This window comes from Bradyrhizobium sp. USDA 4504, from assembly GCF_054063995.1.
In genome coordinates this window covers 362,577-378,629 of sequence record NZ_JBSSGV010000001.1, presented here as the reverse complement: position 1 = coordinate 378,629, position 16,053 = coordinate 362,577, and the positions used below count along the sequence as shown (strand labels likewise).

General features: G+C 58.6%; 12 protein-coding genes. 6 read left to right on the top strand and 6 right to left on the bottom strand.

Going from position 1 to position 16,053, the window contains the following annotated elements; translation table 11 throughout:
- The first annotated feature begins 220 nt into the window (after positions 1–220).
- Positions 221–370 carry a hypothetical protein gene (locus tag ACVMB1_RS01600; RefSeq protein WP_176731264.1) on the top strand — a complete coding sequence of 50 codons (150 nt, stop codon included), beginning with the start codon at positions 221–223 and terminating at the stop codon, positions 368–370.
- A gap of 354 nt (positions 371–724) precedes the next feature.
- Here ACVMB1_RS01600 and ACVMB1_RS01595 read toward each other — a convergent pair whose 3' ends face one another.
- On the bottom strand, positions 725–2,032 hold the full coding sequence (locus ACVMB1_RS01595; RefSeq protein ID WP_069275779.1) for a type II toxin-antitoxin system HipA family toxin: 1,308 nt from the start codon (positions 2,030–2,032) through the stop codon (positions 725–727).
- Positions 2,032–2,283, bottom strand: a complete 252-nt coding sequence (locus tag ACVMB1_RS01590; RefSeq protein ID WP_069275780.1) for a helix-turn-helix domain-containing protein — start codon at positions 2,281–2,283, stop codon at positions 2,032–2,034. Before ACVMB1_RS01590 ends, ACVMB1_RS01595 begins: the two co-directional genes overlap by 1 nt.
- A gap of 847 nt (positions 2,284–3,130) precedes the next feature.
- Here ACVMB1_RS01590 and ACVMB1_RS01585 point away from each other — a divergent pair.
- The 3 genes from ACVMB1_RS01585 to ACVMB1_RS01575 all read left to right on the top strand — a co-directional run bounded on the left by ACVMB1_RS01585 (position 3,131) and on the right by ACVMB1_RS01575 (position 7,421).
- Positions 3,131–3,661: a hypothetical protein gene (locus ACVMB1_RS01585; protein ID WP_141713234.1), complete on the top strand. Its 531-nt coding sequence runs from the start codon at positions 3,131–3,133 to the stop codon at positions 3,659–3,661.
- Positions 3,662–5,836: 2,175 nt separating this feature from the next.
- Positions 5,837–6,511 carry an outer membrane protein gene (locus tag ACVMB1_RS01580; RefSeq protein ID WP_245313731.1) on the top strand — a complete coding sequence of 225 codons (675 nt, stop codon included), beginning with the start codon at positions 5,837–5,839 and terminating at the stop codon, positions 6,509–6,511.
- A complete protein-coding gene (locus ACVMB1_RS01575; RefSeq protein WP_245313734.1) occupies positions 6,444–7,421 on the top strand; it encodes an omptin family outer membrane protease in 978 nt (325 codons plus the stop codon). The genes ACVMB1_RS01580 and ACVMB1_RS01575 overlap by 68 nt, the downstream gene beginning before the upstream one ends.
- A 682-nt stretch (positions 7,422–8,103) precedes the next feature.
- Here the strand turns inward: ACVMB1_RS01575 and ACVMB1_RS01570 are convergent.
- The 4 genes from ACVMB1_RS01570 to ACVMB1_RS01555 form a co-directional block, all read right to left on the bottom strand.
- The gene (locus tag ACVMB1_RS01570) at positions 8,104–8,520 is read right to left on the bottom strand and encodes a hypothetical protein (RefSeq protein WP_141713236.1); all 417 of its coding nucleotides are present in this window, start codon (positions 8,518–8,520) and stop codon (positions 8,104–8,106) included.
- 573 nt (positions 8,521–9,093) lie between these two features.
- Complete coding sequence (locus ACVMB1_RS01565; RefSeq protein ID WP_057016816.1) at positions 9,094–9,300, bottom strand: cold-shock protein; 207 nt, start codon at positions 9,298–9,300, stop codon at positions 9,094–9,096.
- 235 nt (positions 9,301–9,535) lie between these two features.
- Positions 9,536–11,161: an acyltransferase family protein gene (locus ACVMB1_RS01560; protein WP_456848153.1), complete on the bottom strand. Its 1,626-nt coding sequence runs from the start codon at positions 11,159–11,161 to the stop codon at positions 9,536–9,538.
- Positions 11,162–11,705: 544 nt separating this feature from the next.
- On the bottom strand, positions 11,706–11,963 hold the full coding sequence (locus ACVMB1_RS01555; RefSeq protein ID WP_253587780.1) for a LexA family protein: 258 nt from the start codon (positions 11,961–11,963) through the stop codon (positions 11,706–11,708).
- 43 nt (positions 11,964–12,006) lie between these two features.
- Here ACVMB1_RS01555 and ACVMB1_RS01550 point away from each other — a divergent pair, with 43 nt between their 5' ends.
- Both ACVMB1_RS01550 and ACVMB1_RS01545 read left to right on the top strand, forming a co-directional pair.
- A complete protein-coding gene (locus ACVMB1_RS01550) occupies positions 12,007–13,128 on the top strand; it encodes an IS630 family transposase (RefSeq protein ID WP_069280104.1) in 1,122 nt (373 codons plus the stop codon).
- A 505-nt stretch (positions 13,129–13,633) separates the two neighbouring features.
- Complete coding sequence (locus ACVMB1_RS01545; protein ID WP_456848151.1) at positions 13,634–15,871, top strand: tetratricopeptide repeat protein; 2,238 nt, start codon at positions 13,634–13,636, stop codon at positions 15,869–15,871.
- Positions 15,872–16,053 lie beyond the last annotated feature (182 nt).

The window sequence follows — 16,053 nt, the reverse complement described above, 5'->3', positions numbered from 1 at the left end:
AGACGCTCCGCCTCGAAACGATCCTCGATCGCCCGCGGGGATAGGCGAGCCTCGCGCTGCGCCAAGTGCTCTATGGTTCAAGCCAGAAACGCCAACAATCTGGGGCTCGGTTCGGCCGAAACCTCTTCGGTAAGCATGGTGATGAGACGACGTAGTCGGTCCAGTTCATCAAGTCCGGAGAGAGAAGCGCGCTCAGTCCGTTGGTGCGGCGATCCTCAATATGTTTGACGCGCGCAGCGAGTTCGCGACGACGACGCTCTTCCTCAATCCTCCGCTGCTCTACCTCCCGCCTGAGCCGTTCTTCAGTTTTCGCCGCAGCAAGTACTGCAAGGCCTACAGCTATGTCGCTGGCCATAACTCCAGCCGCTGAACCTTGGTGTCGCGGAAACTGCGGCGTGGTGCGGTGCCCCGGAAGACATACACCTGCTCGAACTCAACGAGAGCTGGCCGGTTGGATGGGTGGTCCCATTCAGGAAAACGAGGTCTGTCGGAGAATACATCGTCCCAAGATGTCGATTTCCACTGATAAGAGAAGTGACCCAGTCGGAGGGCATTTTTCCATCGAGAACTATCAATGGAAATCCCGGGTCACTTCTCGACGGAAATCAACAGTCCGTAACACCGACGAAGAGGCGGACCATGATCAATCCTGCTGGTCCATTGTGGCAATAGGCAGAGATGCCCCCCCGGCTCCGATTAGTTGGTCGCACATCGATCTTTGGCATCACGCTTCCTCCAACCTTCGCAGACGAGCCTTGATCCCATTGCAGATGCTGTCAGCGACTTCGGCAGGAAATGCTTTCGGGAGCGACGCGGTGACCTGTTCGACTGCTACTGGCGCCTGCGTACGCAGCTCATCGAAGATCGTGGTCACGAGTCCCGCGCCAATCCCTGCCTTAGCGGCGGTCTGAACAAAATGGCGAGGCATGACGCCGTCGACGACGTAGTGGCGGCTGTCGCCGACCGCCATGGCCAGCTTCATCTTGTTACGGTTGATCTGGCCTGCGTCGAGGCTGGGCTGCGCTGAGATCACATCGTAGAGCGGGGTCATGCGGAAGCGGCCGCCCGGAGAGAGAAAAACGCTGAAATTCTTGGCGTGACCATCCGTGGCACCGAGCAGCCAGAAGGCAATTGCGGCCTTCAGAAACGTCGTTTGATCTGCCTCCGGCTGATCGCTTCCCTTCAGCAGATTGAGAATAGCCGGAATGCCGGGCCCGCCATCGGATTCGTATTTCAAGGACGGCGGCACGGACCAGGCCTGGCAGCAATCCTCCTGGGGCAAACGCAGGAGACGATTGTCACCGGTCCAGCGGCGGTCGAACCGCTCGACCACGAGCACGCGGTTGCCTTCAAACTCCTCGATGGCGATGGCGGCGCTCGGAAGTCCAAGAGCGGCTGTCAGCTTGAGGCAGAAGAACTCATTCTCGACGCTGTAGGAAAGATCGATGCCGTTTGGCAGTCGGCCAATCTGCGGTTTGAGGATGTGCGTCGTGGCCGTAGTCGCCAGCGGCTTGTACCAACGCCCTTTCCAGAACAGGAGTGCGGTCTTTTCCTGGGCGCCGGCGATCGAGATCCGAAAGTCCTCGTCCTCACCAAGCCCAAGGGGGGCCGATGCAAGGTCGCCGAGAAGCCGGGCGATTTCCTTGTCGTCAACGGGTTTGCCGTCGACAGCGCCGGCGGCGCCAGGTTCGATGCCGTCCGGCAAGAATTGCAATGCGCCGACGCAGTCCCGTCCGACAGCAGCGAGTAGGTCGTAAGCGTCTATGCCCTGAGCGTGGACGCGCTCCGCCATGCGGCGGCGGATGGGCGTGCTGTCGGGCAGGAGGTTGTCGAAGACGGCGACGACAGGGGCACCGATATAGCGGTCCTCACGCAGAGGCAGAGATAGCGACACGGGCAGCGCATGCTCCCAGGCAAGCCAGGACGGATCGTACTGAAAGTCGATTGCGCCGCTGGATTGCCTGTTGAGGCGCCCGACAAGACGGCCGTTCAAGAAGACGTTGAGCGGGATATGCCGCCGCGGGCGGGCCATCAAAAGATGTCCTCGATCTCAGCCGGCTTTGCCTTTGTCCTAGGACGGATAACGAACTCCAGGTCGAGCGCTGCGAGAATGTCGCAAAGCGTTCCGAGCTGAGTCCCGGGCGCGCCATTCTCGACGGCCGAGATCGTTGCCTGCCGTAGCTTTGTCTTGTCCTTGATGCTGGTCTGGTTCAGACCAAGCTTGCGGCGTTGTCGGCGGATGGCATCTCCGATTTGCTTAGGCGTTCGGGCGATCTGATCCACGGATTACCTCTCTGGCATGCTATATACGCCCTAGAGGATAAATGTCAATATACGCCTTAGAGGATAAAAATATGCATACCTTCTAGCGTATAAAACTTATAAATACGCTTTAGCGTATAGCAGCCCTCCCAAGAGCTCTCGCTCCTCATATCCCCTGATCTCGCGATAACGACGAACGGTGTCCTGCAAGTGCGCGCGTTTACCGATTCGGTTCGAGGAGAGCACCCACAAACATGGCGCTATCTCGAGCTGACAGCTCGACCACGGCAAGGCTGTCCTCCAGGAGCTCCAGGCAAGCCCTGTCAGGAATTTCATCGTTTCCGTTCATCACGTCATCACCGCTTTCGCACTCCGACACCTATACATTGACCGTCCCATCCATCCATCCGCTCCATCGAACACCGAAGCAAGACCGAAGGCGTCGCGCCTTCGCAATACTCAATGAGTACAGTGGAGTCGGACCGACCGAGAGGATTGGATTGACTACCATTTCCCGTGAGGCACTTTACGATCTTGTTTGGACAGAGCCGGTGCGCACGATTGCTCAGCGCATGGGTGTCTCCGATGTGTGGCTGAAAAAGTGCTGTGCCAAGGCTGACATTCCCGTACCGGACCGAGGCTATTGGGCAAAGCTCCGCGCCGACAAGAAGGTCATCCGCCAGAAACTGCCGCCACGGTCACCAGGAATGGCGACAGTCGTGACGATCGGAACCGGCCCGCGCTCGTATCCGTGGCCTCCCAATCCTGAGGCTGACTTGCCGCACCGCGGCCGACTGAACCCACGTTCGCCGAATCTATCGAAGCTGTTGCTGCCAGAGTCGACCAGTCACTCGGGAAGATCCGTTTCATGCGTGACCTTGGATCGGCCCATAGTTTGATCCGCCATCTGCTCGACGAAGATGCGTTGCATCGTCTGAAACCCAGCGATGCTCCGTACAAACTCCGTTACAGCGAACCCTTCTTCGATAACCCTTTCGAACGGAGACGGCTGCGGATTTTGAACAACCTGTTCCTTGTTCTGATCAAGGCCGGCCACCAGCCTTGGCTTGGCGAACAGGCCCGCAATATCGGTGTGACAGTCGGCAGCCAGAAGATCTCGTTCACGCTTGACCACCCCAGGGCCAGGACGCAGGCCAACGAACGAATGCAGACACCGCATGAAGCTTACGAAATCCTGCGGCTGGAAATCTCAGCCACCGGGGATTCCTGGACAGATGATCACAGCGGCCGCATCGAGGATCGGCTTAGAGAAATCGTCCTGAAGCTAACAGTAGCCGGTGAAGTCCAGTACCGGCCAACGCCCACACCGCCTATGAACACGCATGCCGACGCCGTGCCGAGATGGAGCACAGGCTGGCCGAACAATGCGCTGAGGTAGCCCGACTTGCGCGCGAGAAGGCCCTCAAGGCGGAAGCGGAGGAACGCAAAACATTGCTTCGAATGGCAGCCGACCACCGTGCCGCCCAGGATATTCGCACATTTGTCAAAGCCGCGATGGCGGCCTTCGGTAAGAACAAGGCGATGGAAAGAGCCGCCACAGACTGGGCGGCTTGGGCCTTGGGAGTCGCAGACCAAATCGATGATCGGCAAAGTGACCCTCCATCTAGTTGAGGAGCTCAATCGCTGCGATCGATCGAACCTGGTTGTGCGTCGACGATCAGGGATCTTTCAGACAAACGAGCCAGCCCTCGCAAAGCAAGAAGCACCTAGCTTTTGAGCATTTCGAGCGAATGATGTAGAGCTATCGATGACTGAACGTGCTCTGAGAACTCTCAGCGTAACGCCGATCCATCTCAGCGTCGCCACCCACATACCGGGCAAGCATTCCCCTCGAAATTCCCCGAATGTCCTCCGGCCGCCTCAGCGAGGGTACGCTGCGCAACTGGCGGTCTTATAGAATTGGTCCATCATTCATCAAGGTTGGCAAGGCGATCTTGTATCCAGTTGAGGAGTTGAACCGTTGGGACCGGTCAAACCTCGTTTCATGCAAACGAACGAGATCTTATCCGCTTGAAGCCACCGAGATCGGGATCGCAAAAATTTAGTCGCTTCCCGACCTTCACGGTCGCTTCCTTTAGCGAAGCAGCGAAGTGACATGTCCCTCCTCTGAGCAGGATGGTAACCAACATAGATGGATTCGGATCCGTGCTACAACGTGATCGTAGCATCTCGAGCGGGCCGCTGCATGACATCTCGGGTTTATCACGATCCGTAACGAGGAACGGACCCCAATCACATACCCCTCTCGAACTTAGGAAATCACTAGAAGCTTGCTTCTAAAAGAGATTCTTCCTTTAGGTATGTTGATGCACAACCATCCGGCCTCAGATGCTCCGCCCGCTAAGGCGGCTTCGCTTTCACGTCACTTTGCGAGAACGTATTGTTTCCGTGGCACTCGCCCAGCGTCTCACTTCGCCAGGCTTCGGATCGCGTTCGAGCAAGCCGCCAGCGCATCGTTATCACTTGCGGCAACGCATGCGCACATCTGCTGGCTTGTTGCGCACCAGCGTGCGGTTCGGGCCGAACCCGCCCACCGACAATATGGTGCTGCCTCCAGTTCCGACTTCTCGCGCAATGAACCATACGAGTTCACCGATCTGCGCTCACTGGCCATACTGATTTCGTGCTCTGGCCATCTACATTCGCGCGCAGCGGGCGACATACCGTTCGTGCGACGCTGCTGCGGAGCGAGGGTCATTGCTCGTGAGCCGGATCTTTCCTCGCGGTGGCTACGAGATACCGAATGGCACCAGGAGAGCCGTCTTCGCGAAGCTGGTCTGCAGCCGGCGGACCGAACTAATGCTGACCTCGCCTTTGGATCGCTGAGCTTTGCCAAGTAGCAAATTAGCCCTGCTCTTTCATGACCGAGCGCCGCCGGAAATCCTCGTGCAATAAGCTCAGCGCCGCGCGTTCGTCTTCGTGCTCTCTGCTTCTCCTTGGATGGCGATTTCAACAAGCGCTGCTGCGACCCGTGTCTCATCCGGATGCTTCGATGTCAGCCTTGAAACCATTGTCAGGAAGCTGACGCGACACAGTTTTACGAAACTCCTTCGAATATGGGAATTCAGTTTGGCGCGCGGTTTTGCTTTGTCGGGTCATCATCACCAATCGTCGTGCGGTGATCTTCGGGACGACCTCGCCATGCGTTACCGCCTGTCTGGTCTACTCCGACGATTTGTCGTGTGGCGATACTTAATGAGCGGGCTCGTGACCCGGGAAAGAGAAGGCAATCTTTGATGCGAGCTGGCGTTTTTCTTTTTGGGACCATGACAATTGCGCTCGTCGCAAGCGGCGTAGCCAAGGCGCACCAGTCAGAAGCGACACTGCCAAGGGCGGTGTGGAATTGGTCGGGCGGCTATATTGGCGGACACGTCGGCGGAGGGTACGGTCGAACCTCCTTTAGCAATCCGTATGGTCCATCAATTTATGGCGGCGTCGTCGATACCCCGGCGTTCCTTGCAGGTGGCCAGATCGGCTACAACTGGCAGAATAACAGCTGGGTGTTCGGCATCGAGCTCGATGTCAGCGGCGCTGTCTCCGAGGGCACAAATACATGCCTTGCCCCTTCGGGCTTCGTCGTGAGCGCAAACTGCAAGGCAGGTCCGAGTCTCTTTGCCACCGGACCGGTCGCGTCGGTTACGCCTTTGGAGCACTCGGGCATACGCTTGCCTATCTCAAGGCGGGCGTAGCCTGGCAAAACAATCGAGGCGACGTCGTCAACAACCTTGAAGGCGGCGGCTTGCCGCAGGAGAAAACCCATTTCGACTATGGTCGCCTCGGTGGCGTCATCGGGCTCGGCGTCGAGCGAGCCCTGACGCCTGCATGGTCGGTGAACGTTGAGTATGACTATCTGCATTTTTGGCGGACCAGGTGTCGCGACCGCTGCGACAGTCCAGTTCCCGTCTGCAATTCTGCCGCCGAACACAACCAATCTGTCCAGCAACTATCACATCGGAAAGATTGGTCTGAACTACCATTTCGACGCCGACCGGCAGGCGACGCACTGGTCCGATACGTTGCCATACGCGAAGGCACCCGTCAGCGTGCCGCCCGTTCCCTACGTGACCGGCTGGTCATTCGAAGGCGGCTCCCGGCTCTGGCTCAGTCGGGGATGATTCCAATGGGACGCAGTGCCCCATGGCGGATCTCAAGATCCCAGCATGCTCTTATCGAGGCTCACTTATCACGGACTGGACGGACTTTCGGGAGAGTTATTCGGCCGCCTTGAGAGCCCCTGGGGTGTGTTCCTGAAGAGCAATATTGGCCTCGGGCAGTTCAACAAAGGAAACATGAACGATGAAGATTGGGGCGGCTCGTATGTCAACACGGTATCAGGGCAAGCAAATGGAAGGTTCACATATTACACGGCCGACGTCGGTTACGATTTCTTGCGCGGTACCGACTACAAGTTCGGCGGATTTGTAGGCTGGACCTATTACGGCCAGAGCTCGGACTCGAGGGGATGCGTGCAGATGGCAAATCCCCTTACTTCATGTCTTAGCTCCGGTGACAACAGGGTCATCGGCGGCGAGGATACTCAATGGAATGCGCCCCGGATCGGCATGAGCGCCGAAATCATGTTGACCGAGCGTTGGCGCGTGAGCGCTGATGTCGCGTACCTGCCGTGGACCGATTTCAAGGGGCGCGACTATCACCTCTTGCGCGACTTGACCACTTTTGCTGAACAACGCGGCAACGGTGGCGGCGGAGTCCAGATTGAAGGCGTGTTGTCCTACTTCATCACCAACAACATCAGCATCGACGCCGGCGCCAGAATGGGCGCCGGCCCCTTAATATGTCGGGCTCGTGCTTTGACAGCGTCGAGCGAACGAGTGAGGACCCGGTTTATCAGCATGGAGTTATTGTTTGAAGGTGCTGCGGTCTTTGCGGCGCGTCATTGCAAGCCGCAATGCGCTGAGCGCGGGCCGATTATTCTGCGGCGGCGGGCCAGCGCTGGGTACCGACGTTGTGAGGCCAGAGCGTTCAGGGCGATGCGGTGGCATACCAGCGCTAACCGGGCCGGGCTCTCAACTCCTCGACGAGCCGCCGGAGCTGTCCCGCCAGCATCTTTAGATTGCCGGTCAGCTGCGAGGATCGGCACAAGTGCATCACGGAAAAAGATCGCGGCCCGGGGGTGACTCGTAAGCGCCATCTCTCAATTTAGGACGGGCGAATGGGTGACCTCCGTACCGGCCGGTCAGCGCAATCTCGAGCTGATTTCTCTGGCTGACCAACGCGCCGTTCGTAATTGGCGGCCAGCCGCAACAAGCGCACCTTGATGAATGGGTCAGCTTGCTCGGCAAGTTCCCGCACGGTCCGCGCCCTCTCTCTACAAAACTCGTCGTCCATGACATCCTACCAGATATTGCCTCGCCGATAATGCCAGTTGAGAAGCGGGACTGCATATGAACGAGGTTACACTGCAAGATATTTTCCTAAGTGGTTGGGAAGCAAGCGCTCGCCTCATTCAGCAACGAGCGGGACGGCGTCCTTGTCCTTTCCGCCAGACGACTTTGCACGAGCAGGTCCTGTTCGGCGGAACGACCACCGTGAAGCGCTCAGAAGCGGCGAGGACACCGCCCTTCAATGCTCCGCTCCTCTGATGCCTCCAGGCTCGGCCGTGACAGGGGCCAAATCTGTCATGACATTAGCAACGGCTCACGCGCAGGGCTTTCTCCGACCGGAAAAGACAATCGTTCCGGGCCCATCAAGAGGAAATGTAGATTTGATCGATGCTGCGCGAGGACGATGGCATTTTTGCCAAGTTAAGTGCCGCGCCGCCTCGTCCCCGGTGCGGGTCCCATTTAAGGCAACCCTGCTTCATGCTGTCCGTCGACTAGATCGACCTTTCCTGCGGCGTCGCCGCGAGCTCGGATGGCGACTGCGGGGAGCAATAAGTGAATTTGTTGCATCCGTGACCGCTTGCGCAACGACTTCGCTGAATGAGGGATCGATGGTCGATCGAAGCAGCTCTCTTTGATCGGCGACGGCCTTTTCGAGCGCAGACAGGAATTGCCGGCCCTCCTGCGTGATTTCCCAGCCGAGAGCGTCACGAACGACAAACCTCGCCGAAAAGATATTCAGATCCGGCGCATGTTCGGCCAACCGCTTCATGCGATCGGTCCAGTCGCGGCCGCTGTTCATCAAGATCTCCACGGCGCGTCGGACTTCGGCAACAGAGGCCCGCCCGGTGGGCTGACCGGCCAGCACTTTCAGGACGGTCAGCTGGAACGACACTTGCCGTGTCTCCGATGGGCTGTGTGGTGCAGTTCCCCTACAATGGATCAAGGCTTGGGGCGCATCGTCAACAGCATGGCGCCGTTAACCTCAACTATATTGGCTAACCCGGCGCGCCGGCGTCCTGAAATCGCTCGCCGGCTCATGCGCGAGCGGTCCTCGCGCGGGCAAAGATGTCAGCGCCGCAGGCTCGTATCGTCCATAACGGACACATTCCCCTCGGTGAGCTCCTTCAGAATCGACAGCACAAGCTTTGCGTCGGCGGGTGCAGTAGGTTGCTGTGAGACATGCGCGGCGTACACCTCCTGGCCCGCTGGGCAGGAGTGTACGGTTCGGACCATTCATGGCACCGAGGATATTGTGTCAGGTCCACTCTGCACCAAGGCGAGCAGAATCCGGAACTGCTTGGCACCGGCGAGCAGTGCCTTGATTGAACCTGCCACGGGGCTTGCGGCAAAGCCTCAGTTGGAAGCGACGGTCGTAAAGCCGACCGCCCGTCGCACCAGACACGAGGCATCGCCGGACAGGGGCAAGATCACAGGTTGCAGAAGGCAGCCCGGAGGCGCACGTCAATCAGCCAACCCGAAGATCCTCAGCTGACGCCTTGCCCGAGCGCCCGGCCTTGAGCTCGTAACTGACCCGAGCCCCCTCTTCGAGGGTGGTGTAACCGGCCTTTTCCACGGCACTGATGTGCACGAAGACATCGGCACTTCCGTCCTCCGGCCGAATAAAGCCATACCCTTTGTTGGAATTGAACCACTTCACAATACCCATTGCCACGGCGGCATCTCCATCAGTGAACGTTCGTGATCTAGCGAAGAGTCTCGCGGCCATCAAGATGGGCGGCAAAAAGACGCTCGTCCGCTGCGGAAGTCACGCCCTCAGCCTTTTGCCCGATGACCAAAGTGCCGACACGCACACACACCTCTTTGGTACGGCGGCCGACAGCAAGACCCTGACGTCGCAGAACCTCGCTTCAGGGAAGCGGGATCCGGATGGGCGTTCAGCCCGCGGCTTAATCATCGCGCGCCACCTTGTTACATGATAGTTGCAGAGCCGACGAAGTAGGATGCGCTTCCGGAGCCGAGCTGGAGCGAATGCTGCGATCTCCCTTGCAGAACCAGGCGACGGAAAACTCCTTTGCGCAGCCCGGCGCAGGATCAGCAATCCGCACCTCTGTACGAAACGTACACTCGCTCTTGCCATTACAGGCTTCTGCAAGCGCATCCGTGGTGTTGCCGCGCGCTGACATCCAGCGGCAATTGCCGCCATACGTGCCGGAGACAACAGAAATACCAGATTGCGTGATGGCATTCCCGGTCGCATCCCGCAGTGCATACGCGGCGGCCGCACCGACAAGTGCGGCAAAGCCGACGGTTCCCAATCGCACCAGGAGCCTGCGCTGTTCCGCCGAGGCTGCCTGATAGGCACCGCGAATTCGCCTGCGGGCCGGTACCTCAAAGCCGAAATGCAGCAGGATCGCGGCGCACGTCGCCAGGGCGAAAGCAAGAGCGAGCGCACCGAGGTGGCCAAGCAGTTGGCTCGCGGTTTCCCAACGCACCACCGGAAAACGCCGGAAGATGATGATGTGTATAAGATAGAGGGCAAAGCTGGCCTCGCCCAGGAAGACAAGCCACCTTGCTGACAACAGAAGTCCTGCAGTGCTGCTGGGCTGAGCCGCCGCGACAAGGATGAGCGCAACCGGCGCCGCCAGGGCGATATTGTTGCGTGCAATATCGAACAGGCTCATGGAAGCGCCAAATGGCGGCTTGTGGGCGGTAAACCAGAACACCCAAGCAATCGCACAGACGCCAACAACTGCCGCGATGTCGAGCAGAGCGCGAGACGGCCTGAAATCCTGCGCCAACCACACTTCATGAAGCCTTGCCAAGCAACAGCCAAGAATGAACTCCCACACCCTGGAAAACGGCGAAAAGTAGAGAATCCAGAGGATGAGCGTGTTCTTCCAGTTCGGCAGAGCCGCCTCCGTTCCATAGGCATGAAGCGCAAACAGATTGATGCGGCCCTGCAGCATGAGCACGGTAAGGTCAATGCCAAGCTCGATTGCGACGGCTCCAATGGCGCAAACAACCGCGGCGGACACAGTTCTGATCCGCGCAAGGAGAGGGCAAACGAGCGGAAAAACGAGATAGAAGAACCATTCGGTGCTCACCGACCAGGAGACGATGCCGACCTCTTCGTACTGCCAAACGGGGGCGACACCGGCGACATTTGCGAAAAACCAGCTTTGAACCATCCCGAGTTGAAACGGGACGAGGTGCGTTGAGAATCCTTCGGCCGGCGCCTTGGTTCCAAGAAGCCACGGCCAGACCATCGGTCCGGTCAGTAATTCGATCAGAAACAGAACAACGAACAGAGGATAGATTCGCGCTATGCGCGCCACGAGAAAGTCCGGGATCGCTTTCCGTGGGCTGCCCACAATCGAGCTGCCATAGTTATACTGAATGACAAAACCACTCAGGGTGAAGAAGATGGACATCCCGAGCAGGCCGAGTGTCCCGACGCTGATATCAAGTCCGAGACTGGGTCCCTGCAGGAACAGGTTGCCGCCGTGCGACAATGCCACCGCTGCTGCCGCGACAAACCGGATACCGGTCAGCGCGGGTATCTGCTTTACCATCGATGTCGCTCGTCATTTGCGAGGTGGGTACAAATCCTGGCGATCGATGGCACCAAAGGCACGCAGCTGGACAGAACGCTAAAGGCAAGAACGACTAATCGCATCGCGCGAGCGAGCCATGCGATCAGCCAAACTCCTTCGGAAGCTCAAATCGGTTATCAGAGCGCCTGCGGAGCTTACTGGGCATCCGGCTAGCGCCGAAACTCTGCATTCTGGTAGGGCTGCTCGGATCAAGGCCGCCAATCCGACCGGCTCCGGCCCAAGCTACGGCCCTGACCAATGACTGCCATATCTGAACCGCGCCATTGTCTCACCGGAATGCTTCTTGAATGGGCGTGGCAAGCCAATTTGCTCCCGCTGCCAAGAAGGCGGGCGCAAGGTACCCGATGAAACTCCAGCTCAAAGCAACGCGCTGTGATTCGTGACTTGCAGCCTCACAACGGGTCGATGCGCCAGGCCACGTCCTTTGGGAGAGAATGCGAAGGCTATCATCAACAGCCGCTAGTGGCTCTGCACAGTGATTTTGACGGGTTGCGTCTGGCGGTCAGAGTAGCTCCGGCAGGTGTTTTGGATCAACGAGGACCTCGATACTGCGAGGGGTCCTTGGCTGCCGTCTGATGAGGCCCTCCCGTTCCAGCGTCAGCACCATCTGGTGAACCGAGGGCGGGCTAACGCGGAAGTATTCCCGCATGTCGGTTTCGGCCGGGGGTCTGCGGTGCAGGCGCGTGTAGAGGTGGATGAAGGCCAGGTACTGCCCCTGTGTGGGCGTGAAGGGTTTTGCCGAAGGACTCACGCCGGCCATCCGATTCAGTTGTTGGTGCGTGCCTCGAACACGGAGGCATGCCATGAATGTACGCTATCGGGTCGACCTCAGCCAAATCGAGCGCACGGAACTCAAGGCGCTGCTCAGCGGCGGCAAGCATGCGTCCCGTAAGCTCAAGCGCGCGCAGATTTTGCTGGCTGCCGACACCGGCGGCAGCGATGAGGAGATCGCGCGGAGCGTCGGCGTGGGCGGCTCGACCGTGTACCGGACCAAGCGCCGCTTCGTGGAAGGCAATCTGGAGCGGGCGCTGAGCGATGAGCCGCGGCCCGGAGCGGAGCGCAAACTCACGGTCAAGGAAGAAGCCTTGTTGGTGGCGACGGCCTGCGCCAGTCCGCCAGAAGGCCGGGCCCGCTGGACGCTTGAGCTGCTGGCAGGTGCGATGGTCAAGCTCACCGAACACAAGAGCCTGTCGCATGAGACGGTTCGGCGGCGCCTGGCCGAAAATGGCCTCAAGCCCTGGCGCAGGGACATGTGGTGCATTCCGCAGATCGACGGCGAATACGTCGCCCGTATGGAGGACGTGCTCGACCTCTACGCCGAGGCGCCAGATCCCAAGCGGCCGGTGGTGTGCTTCGACGAAAGCCCGGTGCAGCTCATCGGCGAGGCGCGTCAACCGATTCCGGCCGAGCCCGGCCAGCTCGAACGTTACGATTACGAGTACCGTCGCAACGGCACGGTCAATCTCTTCGTATTCCTCGACGTGCATCGTCCCTGGCGCAAGGTCAAAGTCACTGAGCGGCGCGCGGCTGAAGACTATGCCTCCTGCATGCGCGACCTCGTCGACATCCATTATCCCGACGCCGAGATCATCCGGGTCGTCCAGGATAATTTATCGACCCACTCCGCCGGCGCCCTGTATCAGGCCTTCCCGCCCGCCGAAGCCAGGCGGATTTTGCGACGGCTCGAGTTCCACTACACGCCCAAGCACGCAAGCTGGCTCAACATGGTCGAGATCGAGATCGGCGTCCTGCGGGGCCAGTGCCTCAATCGCAGAATCGACGCCCCCAAGCGGTTGCGCCGCGAAATCGCCGCTTGGGAACGGAAGCGAAATGCCGCCCGCTCTCGCATCAAATGGATGTTCACAACAGACAAGGCCCGCACCAAAATGGGCCGCGCCTATCCCGCGCCTTCCAAAGAGTCATAATCACTGTGCAGAGCCACTAGGAGGTCCTGTGCAGCAGTGGAGCGCACAAGGTGCCCATCCTCGTTATTCCTTGCGGCGAGGATCATTTACATCGCGCCACCAGCTCGCCAAGGCCGCTGAGTGAGATCGCGATACCTGGACGCATCTCGAAAACAAGGGCGCAACTTTGCGTCGGCAAGCCCAGCCGGTCCGAGCCGGGCGTTCAATCTTTTTGACAGCGACTGACAAGAAATCTCGCTGCGGATTGGTGCAGCAATTCACTATTCTTTCCCTGCACGACTGGCCGCGCTTTCGCTTGGGTCTGGCGTGCCAGAGAAGGAAAGGAACACGTGATGAAAAAGAAGATCGCCGAGATCAAGACCACCATCCGTACCACCACTCCGTACACGGGTACGCTCTAGGCTGGTGCGATGATGCCTTGAATGCGTCTACCTGATCAGAGCATAGCGGCATTGGAGGGTGGTCCTTTCGACCACCCTCCTTTGTGACAGTTCGGGAGAGTACAATGGTCGATTTGATCCAGCAGCGCGTTCTTCCAGCCATATCATCATCTGTCGAGCTCAGTCCGATTACGATTTTGAAGGTAGAACCGGGCATGGCTCCGGTACCGACGATCAAATCGGCACTCGCGAGCTCCAATTCTAACTTCTCTATCACTGACGGCGACTGGCGGACCGGCGGCTATCTTGCCGGGCTGCAAGCGCTCATCGACGCCGAACTGAGGTGGGCCAAAGAGAATAAGCCAAAACTGGTTGAGACGGCACAACAATCCTTGAAGCGGCTATTCCCTCTTCTCAATAGCGACGCCTTTACCGTGCCGAAGGATCTCACCAATACCTCGAGCAAGGAGGAGCGTACCCGCTTCTATCATTATGAATATCAAAACAAGCTCCTGGTCGGACTAGCCGAATTCCTGATCAAGTGCGCCCAACAGCTCCACGAACGTCACATCATCGTCATCGACCGAGCGGCGGCCCTGTCCGGCTCGGCCAAGAATCTGATCAAGCTACTCGTCAGGCTGGACGACAATGCGCGGCTGTTTCGGTTTGTCCTGATCGATTACGAACAACGCCTCTATTTTCCGGAGGCCAGCGAAGTTCATTTCGGCAGATATAGCTCGCAAGAGCTGGGCACGATCCTTGATCGAGACCTACCTGCCGAGAAACGACGGAAGATCTATGAGGCAAGCGGAGGCAATCCGTTGATTGCGGAAGCCTTGAGCAAATGCGCGGCAGCAGGATTACCAGTCGTCGGCTATCTCGATCCGACCGCGACCGTGGATCTCTATCTGGCGAGCCTCAACACCGGGGAACGGCATAGCCTTCTCAAATCTTACATTGAATCCGATTGCACCACGCCCGATCTGATCGCGCAGCGAAACTATGCAATCTTCGAGCAGGCGACCGCAGATCATCTGCACGAGCAGTTGCACCGCGCTTGCCTGGACCGCTATTTGGCCGGCGAGGCGCCGCTCGTGATGCTTCATGCGCTGGCGATAAGGGACAAATTCAAGCGCCTGGAACTACTTGCAGAGCCGAGCCAGATCCTTCAAAGCATCGGCCTGTATGATCTCTGGTTTAGCTACTTCGGAGAACTTGTCGCCGACCCTGCGCTTCGCACTTACGGCTCGGGCGATGCTCCGGTGAACGCCGCCTTCATCAACGCGGCTTTTGTGCTGTATTCGCTTGGCTGCGGGCGGGTGTCGGTTCCCTATCTGGATGAATTCTACAAGACCTTCCCGAAGAGCCGATACACGCCAACGGTTCTCTACGCCCAATCAATGACCTATGGACGCTATCAGCAGCCGGTCAACCTCACGGTGGCCGAGGAGTATGCGGTGCGAAATCTGGAAGTTATCGAGCGTGATTTCAAGAACCACGACAAGTACGATTACATCAAGGTGTTTGCAGAGAACGCCTATGCCTACATCAAGGCGAAGCAGGAAAAGTATCAAGAAGCCCTCGCCCTTTGCGCGGAAGGCCTCGGCAAGATGCTCAAGGTGTATGGCGACGAGCGCTTCAGGCTTCACCAGTCGATTCTGATCTACAACACCAGCCAGGTCTATGAACTCGTCAACGACCTTCCTCGGGCTGAGAAGCAGTTGCGTGAGGCAATTGCCTACGATCCCTATTATGGAGAGTATCACAATGACCTGGGTAACCTGCTTTCGAAAGTCGCCGGCAGGGACGCTGAGGCTCTCGAGGCATATGCACGTGCCGTTGAGCTTTGCCCGCCCTATTACGAAGCTCATCTGAACAGGGCCGCACTTCGCAACAGAATGGGAGATGCCGCGGGCGCCCTGGCCGATCTCGACAGAGCACTCGTCATCAAGCCGAATGAATGGCGAGCTCACTTCGAGAAGGGCAACATCCTACTGCGGCACGATAGGCCGAACGCTGCTCTGGAGTCCTATCTGGCGGCAGCCGAGATCAATCCAAACAATCCCGATTTGCAGAGCAACCTCGGCCTTGCCTATTCCGAGCTTGGCAAGGCGAAGGACAGCATCGAGCACTATCTTCGGGCCCTTGGCCTTAATCCTCGGCATGCGCCCACGCACAACAATCTCGCCATCGAGTACTTCAACGAGGGCCGGCCCGACATATCGCTGAACCACGCCACCGTCGCTGTCGAGATTGGGGGAGATCCAGACTACCTCCTCACTCGTGAGCACATCCGGACAAGCCTGCAAGCTGATCTGGCTTCGCGGCGGGACCAAGCTTCTGCGTCTTCCGCCCGGTCATGAGCATGCCGCTCATGTGCATTCCTTGCCGTCAAAGCCGAGCGCCGCGCGACAGGATCGCTAGGGAAATGGGTGCTGCACCTCAAAGCTTCGGCGGGGTCTAGCGAGCGCTGTTTAAGGCAAGCGGTGGAACTCAGGGCTCACCGGCAAGGGGAACGCGTCGGCCGGCATCTTCTGGCGATGAC

Bases quoted from the DNA above. Each gene is read 5' to 3' on its own strand.
- ACVMB1_RS01600 (WP_176731264.1), top strand. From the start codon at position 221: ATGTTTGACGCGCGCAGCGAGTTCGCGACGACGACGCTCTTCCTCAAT.
- ACVMB1_RS01580 (WP_245313731.1), top strand. From the start codon at position 5,837: ATGCCTTGCCCCTTCGGGCTTCGTCGTGAGCGCAAACTGCAAGGCAGG.
- ACVMB1_RS01545 (WP_456848151.1), top strand. From the start codon at position 13,634: ATGGTCGATTTGATCCAGCAGCGCGTTCTTCCAGCCATATCATCATCT.
- ACVMB1_RS01585 (WP_141713234.1), top strand. From the start codon at position 3,131: ATGCGTGACCTTGGATCGGCCCATAGTTTGATCCGCCATCTGCTCGAC.
- ACVMB1_RS01550 (WP_069280104.1), top strand. From the start codon at position 12,007: ATGAATGTACGCTATCGGGTCGACCTCAGCCAAATCGAGCGCACGGAA.
- ACVMB1_RS01595 (WP_069275779.1), bottom strand. From the start codon at position 2,032: ATGGCCCGCCCGCGGCGGCATATCCCGCTCAACGTCTTCTTGAACGGC.
- ACVMB1_RS01560 (WP_456848153.1), bottom strand. From the start codon at position 11,161: ATGGTAAAGCAGATACCCGCGCTGACCGGTATCCGGTTTGTCGCGGCA.
- ACVMB1_RS01555 (WP_253587780.1), bottom strand. From the start codon at position 11,963: ATGGCCGGCGTGAGTCCTTCGGCAAAACCCTTCACGCCCACACAGGGG.
- ACVMB1_RS01575 (WP_245313734.1), top strand. From the start codon at position 6,444: ATGCTCTTATCGAGGCTCACTTATCACGGACTGGACGGACTTTCGGGA.